The following is a 14,092-nucleotide window of genomic DNA, read 5'->3' as shown; positions in this document are numbered from 1 at the left end:
CTTCATGAAACCAAGTTTGAAGGCATGATGCATTGCGCGGCTGGCGCGAGGCTGGTGTGTGCCTTTCAAAAAAAATCGAAAAACCGCATTTTTGCTCTTGAACCTCTAGTTGCTAGAGGTGCCAGATTGGCTGTCGAGTGGAATTCAGGAGCGAGAACCATGAATATTTCGACACGCGGCAGTTTGAACGGGGAATCAGGAGACCTAACCTTCACGGTCGGCGGCATGGATTGCGGCAGCTGTGCGGCGAAGATCGAAACGGCGCTCTCCCGCCTGCCCGGCGTTGCCGACGTCAAGGTCTCCGTTGCGCGCGAAAGGCTGAACCTTTCGCTGGCAGAAGACAAAACGTCGGTCGCAAAAATCGAGGATACGCTGCGCAAACTTGGCTTCAAGCCTGCCTTGCTGCCGCAGGACAAGGCACCGCGCGAAAAGATTGCGGCGGAACATCACGATCATGGGCATGATCATGACCATTCATCGTGCGGTGGTCATCACCATGCGGAAGCTGCACCGAGCGTCGAGCAGAACAATGCCCTGACCTTCTCTGTCGGCGGCATGGATTGCGGCAGCTGCGCGGCCAAGATCGAAACCGCGCTCTCGCGTCTGCCCGGTGTTGCCGACGTCAAGGTATCCGTTGCGCGTGAAAGGCTGAACCTTTCACTGGCTGACAACAAAACCCCGGTCGACAAGATCGAGGACACGCTGCGCAAGCTCGGCTTCAAGCCTGCCTTGCTGCCGCAGGAAAAAACCGCACTCGGCAAGGTCGAAGAACATAATCACGATCATGCGCACGACCATGACCATGGGTCATGCGGCGGTCATCACGGCGATGATCACGATCACAAACATGATCATTCAGGCCACGACCATTCGGGCCATGACCACGCCGACCACGACCATTCAAGCTGCGGCGGCCACCATCATGACGATGCGAAGCACGCGCACAGCCACGCGACCGTTGAAACCGTCGCGCAGAGCGCCGAGATAGGCCACGCCCATGGCGCGGATGAAAAAGGTGTGTGGTGGCGCACCGCCAAGGCACGGAACACCTTCACCGGCACAATTCTCGTGGCCGTCGCCTATGCGGCGGAGCTTGGCTTCCCGGCATGGGGCAGTTACGCCTTCATCGTCGCAACGCTGGTCACGCTGTTTCCCATCGCGCGCAACGCCTTCAACGCCGCGCGTTTCGGCGCGATCTTCACCATAGAGATGCTGATGACGATTGCCGCCATCGGCGCCATCATCATTGGCGAGGCGGAAGAAGCGGCCATCGTCGTGCTGCTGTTCTCCGTTGGCGAGTTGCTGGAGGGCTTTGCCGCCGCGCGTGCCCGCTCGGGCATCAAGGCTCTCGGTTCCCTGCTGCCGAAAACGGCACTGGTGGAAGAAAACGGTACGCTTCGGCAGGTGGCCGCCGATAAGGTTCGCATCGGTCAGGTGGTCGTTGCGCGTCCTGGCGACCGCATTGCCGCCGATGGCGTGGTGATGGAAGGCGAATCCAGCGTCGACGAATCGCCGATGACCGGCGAGAGCATTCCGGTCGCCAAGGAAAAGGGCGCACGCGTCTTTGCGGGTTCGATCAACCATGACGGTTCGCTGCGCATTCGGGTCGACCGGGCGCCGGAAGACAACACCATTGCCCGCATCATCACGCTCGTTGAAGAAGCACAGGACGCCCGCGCCCCGACCGAGCGCTTCATCCAGAACTTCTCGCGTTATTACATGCCGCTGATCGTCGCGATTTCCGCACTTACCATCGTCGTGCCGCCGCTTGTGGGCCTTGGCGACTGGGACACCTGGATTTATCGCGGTCTCGCCCTGCTTCTGATCGGTTGCCCCTGCGCACTCGTCATTTCCGTTCCCGCTGCCATCGCCTCCAGCCTTTCGGCTGCGGCACGGCACGGTATGCTGGTGAAGGGCGGTGCGGTTATCGAGATGCTGGCACGCACCGAAACCGTGGCCTTCGACAAGACCGGCACGCTGACGCTCGGCGAACCTGTCGTGACGGATGTGGTGGCTCTTGACGGCAACGAGGCCGGGCTGATCGCGCAGGCCGCAACCATCGAGAACGAATCGAGCCATCCGCTTGCCAGAGCCATCGTCAACCATGCCAACAAGGCAGGCGTAACTCCCCTGCCCGGCTCGGAGATAAAGGCGATTTCCGGTCGTGGCATGCAGGGCACCGTCGGCGGCAAGCGGCTGTTCATCGGCGCGCCGCGTTTTGCAACCGAAGTCGGGACCGTATCGACGGAACTTGCAGAGCGCATTTCCGCACTGGAAAGCGAAGGCAAGACCGTGGCCGTCGTCATGGCCGAGGGTGTGGCAAGCGGTCTCTTCGCCATGCGCGACGAACCGCGCAAGGATGCGGCAGAAGGCATCAAGGCACTGAAGGAGATGGGTATTTCCTCACTGATGCTGTCTGGCGACAATGCCCGCACGGCAAAGGCAATAGGCAACAAGCTGGGACTTGAAGCGCGCGGCGAACTCCTGCCGCAGAACAAGGTCGAGGAAATCCGCAAGCTTGCCCAGAAGAAAACCGTGGTGATGGTGGGCGACGGCATCAACGATGCGCCCGCCCTCGCGGCTGCAAGCGTCGGTGTCGCCATCGGCTCGGGCACGGATGTGGCGATGGAAGCGGCGGATGCAGCGCTGATGCGCAACAATGTCGGCGATGCTGCCCGTCTGATCGGCCTATCGCGCGCCACCATGCGCAATATCCACCAGAACGTAACGATCGCGCTCGGCCTGAAGGCGGTATTCCTGGTGACAACGGTTACCGGCCTCTCCGGCCTGTGGCTCGCTGTCTTCGCCGACACCGGCGCTACGGTTCTCGTCACCGCCAATGCCATGCGGCTGCTCGGCTACTTCAAGAAGAGCGTCTGACTTTACGAGAGGGCCGAAAGCTACAAAAGCGGTTTTCGGCCCTTTTTTATGCAAATTCGTTGAAAAAGCGGATGCTTTCCGTCACGGCGCCCGGCACCACGCCATTGTGTGTGCCGGGCAGCAGTTTTTTGTCGACCTTGAATCCCGAATACACGGCGCGATCGACGAAAAGCTGGTGATCGGCGTCGAACGGGCGCTCCTCCGTGCCGCGCAGCAACAGCGCCGGGCATTTGAGGCTGGGGCCGAAACAGACCGAAGAGCGCATGATGAATTCCCGCTCGTCGGTTTCGTCGAAACAGAGTTCGTCCGAATAGCGGTTGAAGTAACGCCATGAATTGACGCCGGCCGAAATCGGCGCGGCAGCGCGGAATTTGCGGCTCATGGCGGCCAAAAGCGTCAGCGTGCCGCCATTGGAATGGCCGGCGATGAAGAAGCGTTTCCTGTCGATACCGGGCAAGCTTTCCAGATAGGTCGCTGCCGCCAGCGCATCCGCTGTTTCGTCGTAGAAACCGGAATAATTGCCGTTCTGGCCGTTTTCGCCCCGGAAGGACGGCAAAAGCACCACGAAACCCGCCTCCCAATAGGGCTTCATCATCGCCCAATGGCCGTCACCGGTGGCGTTGCCGCCGTGCAGGAAAAGCACCGCGGGTTTGAGTACCGTAGAGGGCTGATAATGGGAAAGCCAGGCCACAAGCTCGATGGAACCATCCGGCCCGCCACGATAGGTGACCCGTTCCGCACCCGGCGGTGTGCCGAGCGGCGATGATTTTTCCGGAGCGGACATTTTGCGCAGCAAATGGGTATGGAACCGTTTGCGCGCCTCGCCGTAATCCTGCTTTTCCAGCGGCAGCACTTCGGGCGTGGGAATGCCCGCTTTCGCACCTGCGGGCAAAAGTGCCGCTGCAGACAGGCCCATGGCACCCACAAGCAGATTGCGCCGCGTCAGGCTCCTTAAGGTCGCGCCGCTTTCTTCCTGTCCGAATGCTGAGGAGAGAAAGCGTTTATCTGGCATATGCACACCTGAGTGATCAAAACATTAGAAGCAGTTCAGCACTGCGGCGAGAGGCTGTCCAATCACGGATTCGCGAATGACAACAATGTATTCGCAGCCATCATGGCATTTTCTGGACAAAACATTCCCTCACTCCTGGGCTTGTTACAGGAATCCAGTCGACGCGCATCGGCGCGGCGGGAAGAGTCCCATCAGCCCAAGGACTTGGGCTGGCTGGATCCCTGTGACAAGCACAGGGATGAGCGAGGTAGCGGGGACCCCTACCCTTCCACGCCATCGATCATCGCCACAAGCGTCGCCAGGCGATCCGCCTCCGCCGGCAGTTTGTCGGCGCGAAGCCTCGCAATGCGCGGAAACCGCATGGCAACGCCGGATTTGTGGCGGTTGGAACGGTTGATGCCCTCGAAAGCCACCTCCAGCACGAAACCGAAATCCGGCGTGGCGCGCACCGCGCGCACTGGCCCGAAACGCTCGACGGTGTTGTCACGCACGAACTTGTCCAGCACTTCAAGCTCCGCATCGGTAAAACCGAAATAGGCCTTGCCAACCGGCACCAGCTGTTCGCCATCCTCACCTTCCGCCCATACGCCGAAGGTGAAATCGGAATAATAACTCGAGCGTTTGCCATGGCCGCGCTGCGCATACATCATGACAGCATCGATATTGTAGGGATCGCGTTTCCACTTGAACCACGGTCCCTTGGCCCGGCCGGCCTGATAGGCGCTGTCGCGGCGCTTGATCATGACGCCTTCGATCACCGGATCGGGCGGCGCGGCGCGCAGCGTATTCAGCTCGTCCCATGTTGAAAAACCGATGAGCGGAGACAGGTCGAAGCGGTCATGCGGGGCATGTTCGATGATATCCGACAGGCGGCCACGGCGTTCTATATACGTCTGCGCGCGAATGTCGCTCTCACCATCGAAAAGCAGGTCATAGGCGCGGATGAAGGCCGGATAGTCATCCTGCATCTTGGCCGTCACCGTCTTGCGGTTCAGCCGTTGTTGAAGGTCGGAAAAGGTGCGCGTCAGATTGTTGGAGCGCGCCGTGCCGCCAATCAGCAATTCACCATCCATCACGCCTTCGAAATCGATGGCATCGAGCACATCGGGAAATGCGCCGGAAATATCGTCGCCGGAGCGGGAATAGAGTTTGCGCGTCTCGCCTGCGCGGGAAAGCTGCACACGGATGCCGTCCCATTTCCACTCGGCCGCATAATCCGCAGGGTCCAGACCATCGAGGTCGCCGTCTGCAACCGGCGTGGCCAGCATTACCGAGTGGAAGATGGCGGGCGTCGCCAGAACCGGCCGCTCGGACTTGCCCTCCAGCCAGGCGAAAAGCGTCGTGTAAGGCGGCGTCAGACCGTGCCAGAGGGTTTCGATTTCGGTGATGTCCTTATCCGCGAAATCCGCCAGTGCCTGCCGCGCCAGCCGCGCCGAAACGCCGATGCGCAGGCTGCCGGTTGCGAGTTTCAGGAAGGCGAAACGCGAGGAGGTATCGAGCCGGTCGAGCAGATCGCGCACCGCTCCGCGCACCTCGGTGCGGCCGAGCGAATTCATCAGCGTCACGACTTCACCAAGACGTGGATCCTGCGCCTCGGAATCATCCAGACCGCCGATATTGCCCCAGACCAGCGAGATGGTCTCGGCCAGGTCGCCGACATAATCGTATGAATAGCGGAACAGCACCTCGTCCATGCGCTCCAGCACCAACTCGCGCAGCATTGCGGGCTTGACGCTTTTGAGGTCCAGCGTGCCGGCAATCGCTGCCAGCCCGTACCCCCGGTCTGGGTCAGGCGTATCGCGGAAATAATCGGTCAAAAGCTTCAGCTTACCGTTGCGCGATGGGGTGAGGACAAGTCGGTCGAGAAGGGTGGCGAAGGCTTTCATCTCAATCCCCCTCGTCTTCGTAGCCGACAAGATGCAGCGGTTTGGCAGCAATGCCCTGCAATTCGCACCAGCGCACCAGCGCCTCCTCGCGACCATGCGTGACCCAGACGGCCTGCGGGCCAATTTCCTTGATGGTTTCCAGCAGTTCCGGCCAGTCGCAGTGGTCGGAGATGACCAAAGGCAGCTCCACGCCGCCCTGTTTCGCCCGCTGTCGCACCATCATCCATCCGGACGCGAATGCGATCAGCGGCTCGTTGAAACGGCGCGCCCAGCGCTCCTGAAATGCAGAGGGCGGGCCGACGACGATCGCGCCCTTGAAGATGGCGGGATCGCTTTTTTCAAGCGTCGCGGGGCGCAGCTCACCGAGATCGATGCCCTGCGACACGTAATAATCACAAAGCCGCGCCAGCGCCCCGTGGATATAGATGGGGTCGGCATAACCATTGTCGCGCAGGAGCCTGATAACGCGCTGCGCCTTACCGAGCGAATAAGCGCCGACCAGATGGGTGCGCTCGGGAAACTGCTTGATGGAGGTGAGCAGCTTGCCGATTTCCACCCGCGGCAGCGGGTGGTGAAACACCGGCAACCCGAAGGTGGCCTCGGTGATGAAGACATCACACGGCACCGTTTCGAAGGGTGTACAGGTGGGATCGATACCGCGCTTGTAATCGCCGGAGGCAACGATGCGCATGCCGTTCATTTCCACGGAGATCTGCGCCGAACCCAGCACATGGCCCGCCGGGTGGAAACCGACGGTCACGCCGTTTACCTCCACCGTCTCCCCGAATGCGACCGCCTGCTCGCTGCCGCAGAAGTCCTCGCCGTAACGAATGCGCATGATATCGAGCGTCTGGCGTGTGGCCAGCACCGCCCCGTGGCCGGCGCGGGCGTGATCGGAATGGCCGTGGGTTATCAACGCGCGCGCCACCGGCCGCACCGGGTCGATATAAAAATCGCCCGGCGGGCAATAAAGACCCTTGGGCGTGGAATTCAGGAGCTGTTCCGGCTTCATATTCATTGAGATAGGGCCGCCCGCGCGAATTTAAAGTGCTGCGAGCATAACGCGGAACGGGCGTTAAATTTCCAGGGGTGCGGTTTTGTTTTCGCGCTCAGAGGTCGCGGGTATATTGGAAAGGCCCGGAACCATCCCTCATCCTTGTGCTTCTCACAGGGATGCGGGAAGAGCAAGTTGCCGGAGGAAGGCACAGCTCGAGTCACCGCGCCTTACAAGGACAGCCGCTCCCTACTCCCCCGCACTTTCCGCCGGCTTGGCCGCCTGTGCTGCGGCTGGCAACCGGACCGGTTTCAGCATCAGTGCTGCGGCAAGGCCGATGGCGGCGGTTGCGGCGGCTGCGAAGAACAGCGGCGTAAAGGCATCCGAATAGAGCGAAGCAACGGCGGCCTGGGATGCCGCGGGCAGTTCGGAGAGCATTTTCGGCGTCAATTCCTCGATCCTTCCGACACCCGGAATGGTCACGGCAACGCCCTTGAGGCTGGAAGTGACGATCGCGCCATAGACCGAGATGGCGATTGCTGCGCCGCCCATGCGGGTGAGCGTCACCGCGCCGCTTGCGGCACCGATATCGGCCTTCGGCGCGGAATTCTGCACGCCGATAATCGGCGCCTGTTGGCCGAGGCCGACAGCGAAACCCTGCGCCAACATGAGAATCGCAATCAGCCAAAGCGGCGTTCCCGCATGCATCTGCGTGAAGAGCAGCATGGCGATGACGTTGATGGTGAGCCCGGCCACCGAAAACGGCTTGTAGACGCCGGTGATCGAGATCAACCGCCCGGCCGACAGGGAACCCATGACGATGCCGCCGGTGACGGCGATGAAGAACAGGCCGGCATGGGATGGGGAAAGCCCGGTCGTGGTCTGCAGGAACAGCGCGTAATAATTGACCATGCCGATGCCAATGCCGCCGCTGGTCAATGAAACTATCATCAACAGCGGAAAGGTGCTGTCCTTGAAGAGCCTGAGCGGCACCACGGGTTCCGGCGCGCGACGTTCCACCTGCACCCAGAGGAATGCGGCGATGACGGCGAAAGCGATAATACCGAGGCTGGGACCTGCGATAAGCGAACCGAACAATTCGCTGCTGTCGGCCCAGAAGACCACGCTTGCGATCGTCGCTGCCAGCAGGACGGCGCCGAGATAGTCGATCTTCGGCTGACGCGCGGGACGGCGGTAGGGCAGCAGGAAAATCAGGCCGGTGATGACGATAAGCCCGAGTGGCAGGTTGATGAGGAAGATTGACCGCCAGCCGAACAGATCGCTCATCGTGCCGCCGAGAATGGGCCCGACGCTGCCCGAGGCCATGATGGTGAGGCTGGAATAGCTCTGGTAACGGGCTCTTTCACGCGGTTCGAACAGATCGGCATTGACGGAGAAGATCGACACCATGATGCCGCCGCCGCCAAGGCCCTGAAGCACGCGGGCCGCGATCAGGCTATCCATTGACCAGGCCAGCCCGCAGGCGAGCGAGCCGAGCGTGAAGATGATAACCGCCGCGATCATCACGTATTTTCGCCCGAACAGGTCTCCGAGCTTGCCATAGACAGGCATGACCGCGCTGGTCGCCAGAAGATAGGCCGAACCGATCCAGCCGAAACGCTCCAGCGCGCCGAACTCGCCGACGATGGTGGGCAGCGCTGTCGAGACGATCTGGTTGTCGAGGGTAGCCATGAACATGGCCAGCATCAGAAACAGGAAAACGATGAGCCTACGCCGGTGATCCGACACAAGCGGCGCCACGGGGGCAACGGACATATCCATGAAAAATCTCGTTGAGTTTCGGCAATTTTGCTGCGACAATTTGTGTGCTATTAGCATATATATGTCAATGGCAAGTTTTTGACATCCATGATATTGACGCTAAATGTGATCGCAAATCGGGATTGAAAGGAACGGCTGAGCGTGTCGACTGAGGAAGACTGGAACGAGGATCTGCCCGAAGACATCAAGCGCATCGGCAATACGATGACGCGCATGCGCATCATGATCGGACGGCGCATCATCGGGCGCATGGCGCTTGCCAAGGTGGCTCCCGGTCTCGAACTCTCCCATATCGACGTTCTCGATATATTGCGCCGTGCTGACGGCGATGTCACCGTTGGTGCGATTGCCGAGGGCATGCGCATCGACCCCTCGCGCGGCAGCCGGGTGGTGGCGGATATGGTCGGGCGCGGCCTGTTGAAACGCGGCGTCTCGCAGGAGGATGCCCGCCGCAGCATCGTCGAGATCACACCACTTGGCACCAGTCTGCTGCAGGAAATGCGCCGGACCAAGATGAGCGTCATCCAGGATGTGATGGAAGGCTGGCCGGAGGAGGATGTCGAGACATTCGCCCGGCTTTTCGATCGGTTCATCGACCGTTTCGAGGCTCGGTTGTCACCGGATACGGACCTCCTGACGGATCAGAAAAAATCATAGTTGACCCTGACATCCACAACTTCACTTTAAAAGGACGAGACCTTAACGTGCCGCCATCGAAAAGGTAAAAGGGTGACTTCGATGTTGACGATCTATGGTGTCTACCGTTCCCGCGCCACGCGCACGCTCTGGCTTGCCGGGGAACTGGGCATGGAATTCAAGCACGTGCCTGTCGTGCAGGCCCGCCGCGTTGCCGATCCCCTGGCCGCAGACGCGCCGCTCAACACGCTGTCCCCGGCGTTTCTGGCCATCAATCCGATGGGCACCATCCCCTGCATCGAAGATGACGGCATGGTGCTTTATGAATCCATGGCCATCAACCTTTATCTCGTCCGCAAATATGGCGGACCGCTCGCACCGGTCGACCTGAAGGAAGATGCGGCGATGCTGCAATGGTCGTTCTTTGCCGCGACCGAAATCGAAACCAATTCGCTGAAGATTTCCTCCGCCATCGCCGAAGGGCTCTCAGAAAGCGATGCCGGCAAAGCGGTGATCGATGTCGCCGCGCGCCTCTTGAGGCGGCCCTTCCGGGTGCTGGAGCAACATCTTGCCAGCCACGATTATCTGGTAGGCGACCGCTTCACCGTCGCCGATCTCAACGTAGCGGAAATCGTCCGTTACGCGCAGGGCCACCAGCCGCTGTTTGACGCCCATCCGGCGCTGAAAGCCTGGCTGGAGCGCTGCCAGGCCCGCACGGCATTCAAGTCCATGTGGGACAGCCGGGCCGCCGAGGCGGCGTGAACGAAGGCACTAGCTGGGGATAGTTGGCAGACCTCTCTCCGCAATCGACGTCATCCTCGGGCCTGTCCCGAGGATGACGAAGCAAGCTTTTTAGCACATCACCCCTTCTCACCCGCCAGCGCCCGCTGCACGGCCGGGCGCTCGTTCATGCGCCTGAAGTGATCATGCACCTTCGGGAAGCGGGCGATATCCACGCCGTCGCTTTCCAGCCAGCCGGACATGACGAATAGATAGGGATCGGCGACTGAATAGGCAGTGCCCAAGACCCATGGGCCGTGCAGCATGCCGTGCTCGATCAGTTCGAAACAATCGGTCATGGTCTGCGGCACCTTCGCTTTCATATCCGCCAGAGAACTATCCTCGCTCGCCCAGCGGCTGCCGCGCCGGCCATGCGCATGGGCGACATGCACAGTGGAGGAAATGAAGGCGTTGAAGGCTTGCATCAGGGCGAATTCGAAGGGATCGTCGAGTGGGGCGAGTTTCTTCTCCGGCGCCATCTGGGCAATAAAGGCAAGGATGGCAGGCGTTTCCGTCAGCACCCCGCTTGCTGTTGCAAGCGCTGGCACGCGGCCTTTCGGGTTGATCTTCAGGAATGCCTCGGAGCGCTGCTCGCCCTCGGCGAAGTTGACGCGATGGGCCGTGTAAGGCAGGCCGGATTCCTCAAGCACGATATGGCTGACGCGGGAGCAGGAACCGGGGGAGAAAAACAGTGTGAACATGGATATGCGACCTCCAGGGCAATGAGGGGCGCCCACCTCCTCGCGTGCGGACGCCAGCCCCTGCGGCGGCGATCTGCAAGACCATCACATGCAGGGGCAAACCATCATCCTGCCGGCAGCGGGCCGCGTCAAAGGTTATTTCTGAAGCGCGTCGCGTTTAATGGAAGGCATACCGCGCGCCTTATTTTTGTCTTTACGCATGTTCCGGACGTAAAGCCGCTGCGCAGTTTTACTGGAAATGCTCTAGAGGCCGACGACGCGGATATCGCCGACATGGATGCCGCTCCAGTTGCGCATCTGCCGGTTTGCCATCGCAAGCAGCGCCTCGTTCTCGGCGCCATCGAAGTATTTCGCCAGCATGGCGGCAATAATCGCTTCGGCCGCACGCGCCGTGCCGTCCTCGCATTTCACCGCCATGGCGATGCCCTTTTCCGGCAGTGCGGCCACGAACACGCCTTCTGCGCCGGTCTTGGCGAAAATCCTGCCTGGCGCGATCTGCATCAGCCTGGTGCAGGTGCGGCCGGTGCCCGCCACGTAAAAGGGTTCCGCCATGCAGGCGTCAAAGAGCCGGCGGGAGGCTTGCGCGCGCCCGGCCTCAAGCCCCCTGCCCGTCGCCATCTTGGCAAAACCATGCGCCAGACCCTTGAGCGGCACGGCATAAGTGGGGATCGAGCAGCCGTCCACGCCGCAATTGTCATGGCCAAGCGTCGCACCCGTCAGGCTTTCCATCGTCGCGCGGATTTCCCGCTGCAGGGGGTGATCGTAACCGACATAGCCCTTAGGGTCGGTGCCTGTGTGACAGCAGGCGCAGATGAAGCCGGAGTGCTTGCCGGAGCAATTATTGTGAAGCGCCGTCGGCTTTTCCAGCGTGCGGGCCTGATGGATGATGGTCTTCTGGTCGGAAGACCAGTGCGCGCCGCATTCGAGTGTATCGACATCCCTGCCCGCCCTCGCGAGCATGGAGGCGGCGAGCGCCGCGTGTTCGTCCTCGCCGGAATGGGAAGAGCAGGCAAGCGCCAGTTCGCGATTGCCGAAGCCATAGGCATCCGCCGCGCCGCTTTCCACCAGCGGCAGCGCCTGCATGGCCTTGCAGGCCGAACGCGGGAAGACGCCACGCTCGACATCACCAGCCGAAAATACCACGCCGCCATCGCCATCCACCACCACGGCAAGACCCTGGTGGCGGCTTTCGACCAGACTGCCCCTGAGGACTTCGACGGTAACGGAATTGTTCATTTTTGCGGCCTCAAAAAGTTCTGATTTTATGTCGTTGATAGCGCAATTGATTTTTCGATGCACGGGGCTATCAGTGAAATTTGCAAAACGTCTGCTGCTGGCGATTGCCATCATCTATCTGCTGCCAGCTCTGGCATCGGCGGGGTTGTGGGCCATGAGGGATCACCCGCAGGGCTGGCGTGACGCGCGCTGGTCTTCCTCCGGCACCCTGCCGCAAGCCGGTGCCGACCGGCAGGCGGCGGTTTACGTTTTTTCCGCCATGACCGGTGGCTTTAAAGGCTCCGTCGCCAGCCATGCCTGGATCGTGCTGAAAAAGCCGGGCGCGACGGCCTATGATCGCTACGACAAGGTGGGCTGGGGAATGCCGATACGCCACAATGGCTATCCGGCGGATGCCTATTGGTATTCCAACACGCCGCGTCAGGTGGTGGCCATTCATGGGGCGGCAGCGGAAAAACTGATCCCGAAGATCGAACAGGCGATTGCCGACTATCCCTATGGCAAACCGGGCGGCTATCGTATCTATCCCGGTCCCAACTCCAACACCTTCGTTGCCCATGTGCTGCGCAGCGTGCCGGAGCTCGGTGTGGTTCTACCATCAGACGCGGTGGGCCGCGACTATCTGCCCAACGGCGCGTTTTACCACGTCGCCGACGACTGGAAGGATGCGAGCCTATCGCTTGGCGGGTTGTTCGGCATTTCGGCGGGCGCACGCAGCGGCTTCGAGGTCAATTTCCTCGGCCTGGTCGCGGGTTTCGATTTCAGCCGGCCCGGCGTGAAGATACCGGGACTTGGCTATTTCGGAGTGGCGGGTATCCGCGCGTAAAGTCGGGTCAGGTCTCAGCGGCGTGTGCTGCGCGTTTTGCGCGGATGCTCTGGGCGATAAAAACACGCGACAGGCCGTGATAGAGCGGCTCCCGGGAGAACAGCCGGGAGGTTAGATATCCCAGCATCGATGCCACCATGATGGGGATGACGCCGTCATGATTGCCGGTCATTTCGAGGATGATCACGAAAGCCGTCATGGGGGCCTGCACCACGCCCGCGAAATATCCCGCCATGCCGACAATGGCGCCAAGGCCGATGCTCGTACCCAGCAAAGTCGCCATCGTACTGCCAAAGCCCGCGCCCACGGACAGCGACGGCGCGAATATACCGCCCGGAATGCCCGACATCATCGCCAGAAACGTGGCCGCCAGCTTTTCGATGAAGAAGAAGGCCGGTGCGGCCTGGCCCTCGATTGCGGCGCGCGCCTGTTCGTAACCCGTTCCGAAGGTTGCGCCATCAGTTGCAATGCCGATCACGGCGGAGGCAAGGCCGCAGGCGGCGGCAACCGCCAGCATCCGCCTTGACGGCATGGCCTGGGCGAAGCGCCGGATACGCGCTGACAGGCGCAGCGCCCCCGCGCTGAACAGCGCGCCGATCGCACCGCCACCAATGCCGCAGACCAGCACGAGCAGCCAATCCATCATGGTTTTCGCCATGACGGAACTGGTGCCGAAATAAGTATAGCTGCCGACCAGCGCCAGCGAGGCAAGGCCGGACAGGATGACGGCGGTAAGGACGAGGCCGTTTGCCCGGGATTCGTAGGTCTTGCTCATTTCCTCGATGGCAAACACGATGCCGGCCAGCGGTGTGTTGAACGCTGCCGCAATACCCGCCGCTGATCCGGCAAGAATAAGACCTTTTGCCTGTGCCATGCCGCCCCAGCGCGCCGCCTGAAGCATGATCGAGGCCCCGACCTGCACGGTTGGCCCCTCTCTCCCGATCGACGCACCGGACAAAAGCCCGACGACCGTCAGCACGACCTTGCCGAAAGCGAGTTTCAGCGACAGGAGCCGCGAACGATCCGCGTCGTCACGCAGGTGCCGCGCGGCGATGGCCTGGGGAATGCCGCTGCCGCCGGCATTGGGAAAAACCGTCAATGCCAGCCAGGCGCACAGCGTGAAACCGAGCGGCGTCACGACAAGCGGCAGCAGAAACGCCCATTCGCCGGAAGATGTTGCCGAGAAGAAAAGATGCTGGGCGCGATCCGCCGCCCAGGCAAACCCGACGCTGATAATGCCGACTGCAAGCGCGCCGATCCAGAATACTGCCCTCGGCTTCCACACCCGCCAGGAGCCCCAGACGACACGGGAACGGCGCAGCATTTTCAGCTTCTTGTAGTCGACAGGCATGGCGGTCC

At 61.2% G+C, this 14,092-nt stretch carries 11 protein-coding genes; 4 read left to right on the top strand and 7 right to left on the bottom strand.

From position 1 onward, the window contains the following. Positions 1-159 precede the first annotated feature (159 nt). Positions 160-2,880, top strand: a complete 2,721-nt coding sequence (locus CRO62_RS21815) for a heavy metal translocating P-type ATPase (RefSeq protein WP_097101823.1) — start codon at positions 160-162, stop codon at positions 2,878-2,880. A gap of 46 nt (positions 2,881-2,926) precedes the next feature. On the opposite strand, the gene CRO62_RS21810 is transcribed toward CRO62_RS21815, so the two are convergent. The 4 genes from CRO62_RS21810 to CRO62_RS21795 form a co-directional block, all read right to left on the bottom strand. Beyond that, complete coding sequence (locus tag CRO62_RS21810) at positions 2,927-3,892, bottom strand: alpha/beta hydrolase family protein (protein WP_003511897.1); 966 nt, start codon at positions 3,890-3,892, stop codon at positions 2,927-2,929. A 260-nt stretch (positions 3,893-4,152) separates the two neighbouring features. Further along, positions 4,153-5,778 (bottom strand): cisplatin damage response ATP-dependent DNA ligase, encoded by a 1,626-nt coding sequence (locus CRO62_RS21805; protein ID WP_097101821.1) that lies wholly within the window; start codon positions 5,776-5,778, stop codon positions 4,153-4,155. A gap of 1 nt (position 5,779) precedes the next feature. Continuing rightward, positions 5,780-6,796 carry a ligase-associated DNA damage response exonuclease gene (locus tag CRO62_RS21800; protein WP_035251638.1) on the bottom strand — a complete coding sequence of 339 codons (1,017 nt, stop codon included), beginning with the start codon at positions 6,794-6,796 and terminating at the stop codon, positions 5,780-5,782. A 225-nt stretch (positions 6,797-7,021) separates the two neighbouring features. Continuing rightward, positions 7,022-8,554, bottom strand: a complete 1,533-nt coding sequence (locus CRO62_RS21795) for an MDR family MFS transporter (protein WP_019564151.1) — start codon at positions 8,552-8,554, stop codon at positions 7,022-7,024. 141 nt (positions 8,555-8,695) lie between these two features. Here CRO62_RS21795 and CRO62_RS21790 point away from each other — a divergent pair, with 141 nt between their 5' ends. Both CRO62_RS21790 and CRO62_RS21785 read left to right on the top strand, forming a co-directional pair. Beyond that, positions 8,696-9,211, top strand: coding sequence for a MarR family winged helix-turn-helix transcriptional regulator (locus CRO62_RS21790; RefSeq protein ID WP_097101819.1), 516 nt, complete (start codon positions 8,696-8,698; stop codon positions 9,209-9,211). An 81-nt stretch (positions 9,212-9,292) separates the two neighbouring features. After that, the gene (locus tag CRO62_RS21785; protein ID WP_003511889.1) at positions 9,293-9,952 is read left to right on the top strand and encodes a glutathione S-transferase family protein; all 660 of its coding nucleotides are present in this window, start codon (positions 9,293-9,295) and stop codon (positions 9,950-9,952) included. A gap of 98 nt (positions 9,953-10,050) precedes the next feature. Here CRO62_RS21785 and CRO62_RS21780 read toward each other — a convergent pair whose 3' ends face one another. Beyond that, complete coding sequence (locus tag CRO62_RS21780; protein ID WP_097101817.1) at positions 10,051-10,671, bottom strand: glutathione S-transferase family protein; 621 nt, start codon at positions 10,669-10,671, stop codon at positions 10,051-10,053. Positions 10,672-10,914: 243 nt separating this feature from the next. Continuing rightward, positions 10,915-11,907: an asparaginase gene (locus CRO62_RS21775; protein ID WP_097101815.1), complete on the bottom strand. Its 993-nt coding sequence runs from the start codon at positions 11,905-11,907 to the stop codon at positions 10,915-10,917. 73 nt (positions 11,908-11,980) lie between these two features. Between CRO62_RS21775 and CRO62_RS21770 the strand changes: the two genes are divergently transcribed. Then, positions 11,981-12,733, top strand: a complete 753-nt coding sequence (locus CRO62_RS21770) for a DUF3750 domain-containing protein (protein WP_003511884.1) — start codon at positions 11,981-11,983, stop codon at positions 12,731-12,733. Between the two features lie 7 nt (positions 12,734-12,740). Here CRO62_RS21770 and CRO62_RS21765 read toward each other — a convergent pair whose 3' ends face one another. Beyond that, the gene (locus tag CRO62_RS21765; protein WP_179784592.1) at positions 12,741-14,084 is read right to left on the bottom strand and encodes a chloride channel protein; all 1,344 of its coding nucleotides are present in this window, start codon (positions 14,082-14,084) and stop codon (positions 12,741-12,743) included. Between the last annotated feature and the right edge of the window lie 8 nt (positions 14,085-14,092).

Origin of the sequence: Rhizobium sp. AN6A (genome assembly GCF_900215635.1) — a bacterium.
Taxonomy (GTDB): domain Bacteria; phylum Pseudomonadota; class Alphaproteobacteria; order Rhizobiales; family Rhizobiaceae; genus Agrobacterium; species Agrobacterium tumefaciens.
Note: the sequence above shows the minus strand (reverse complement) of the source record. Positions and strands in the feature narration are given on the sequence as shown.

What these genes read in the sequence shown, in the direction of transcription:
- CRO62_RS21815 (WP_097101823.1), top strand. Translation starts at nt 160, where the DNA reads ATGAATATTTCGACACGCGGCAGTTTGAACGGGGAATCAGGAGACCTA.
- CRO62_RS21810 (WP_003511897.1), bottom strand. Translation starts at nt 3,892, where the DNA reads ATGCCAGATAAACGCTTTCTCTCCTCAGCATTCGGACAGGAAGAAAGC.
- CRO62_RS21805 (WP_097101821.1), bottom strand. Translation starts at nt 5,778, where the DNA reads ATGAAAGCCTTCGCCACCCTTCTCGACCGACTTGTCCTCACCCCATCG.
- CRO62_RS21800 (WP_035251638.1), bottom strand. Translation starts at nt 6,796, where the DNA reads ATGAATATGAAGCCGGAACAGCTCCTGAATTCCACGCCCAAGGGTCTT.
- CRO62_RS21795 (WP_019564151.1), bottom strand. Translation starts at nt 8,554, where the DNA reads ATGGATATGTCCGTTGCCCCCGTGGCGCCGCTTGTGTCGGATCACCGG.
- CRO62_RS21785 (WP_003511889.1), top strand. Translation starts at nt 9,293, where the DNA reads ATGTTGACGATCTATGGTGTCTACCGTTCCCGCGCCACGCGCACGCTC.
- CRO62_RS21780 (WP_097101817.1), bottom strand. Translation starts at nt 10,671, where the DNA reads ATGTTCACACTGTTTTTCTCCCCCGGTTCCTGCTCCCGCGTCAGCCAT.
- CRO62_RS21775 (WP_097101815.1), bottom strand. Translation starts at nt 11,907, where the DNA reads ATGAACAATTCCGTTACCGTCGAAGTCCTCAGGGGCAGTCTGGTCGAA.
- CRO62_RS21765 (WP_179784592.1), bottom strand. Translation starts at nt 14,084, where the DNA reads ATGCCTGTCGACTACAAGAAGCTGAAAATGCTGCGCCGTTCCCGTGTC.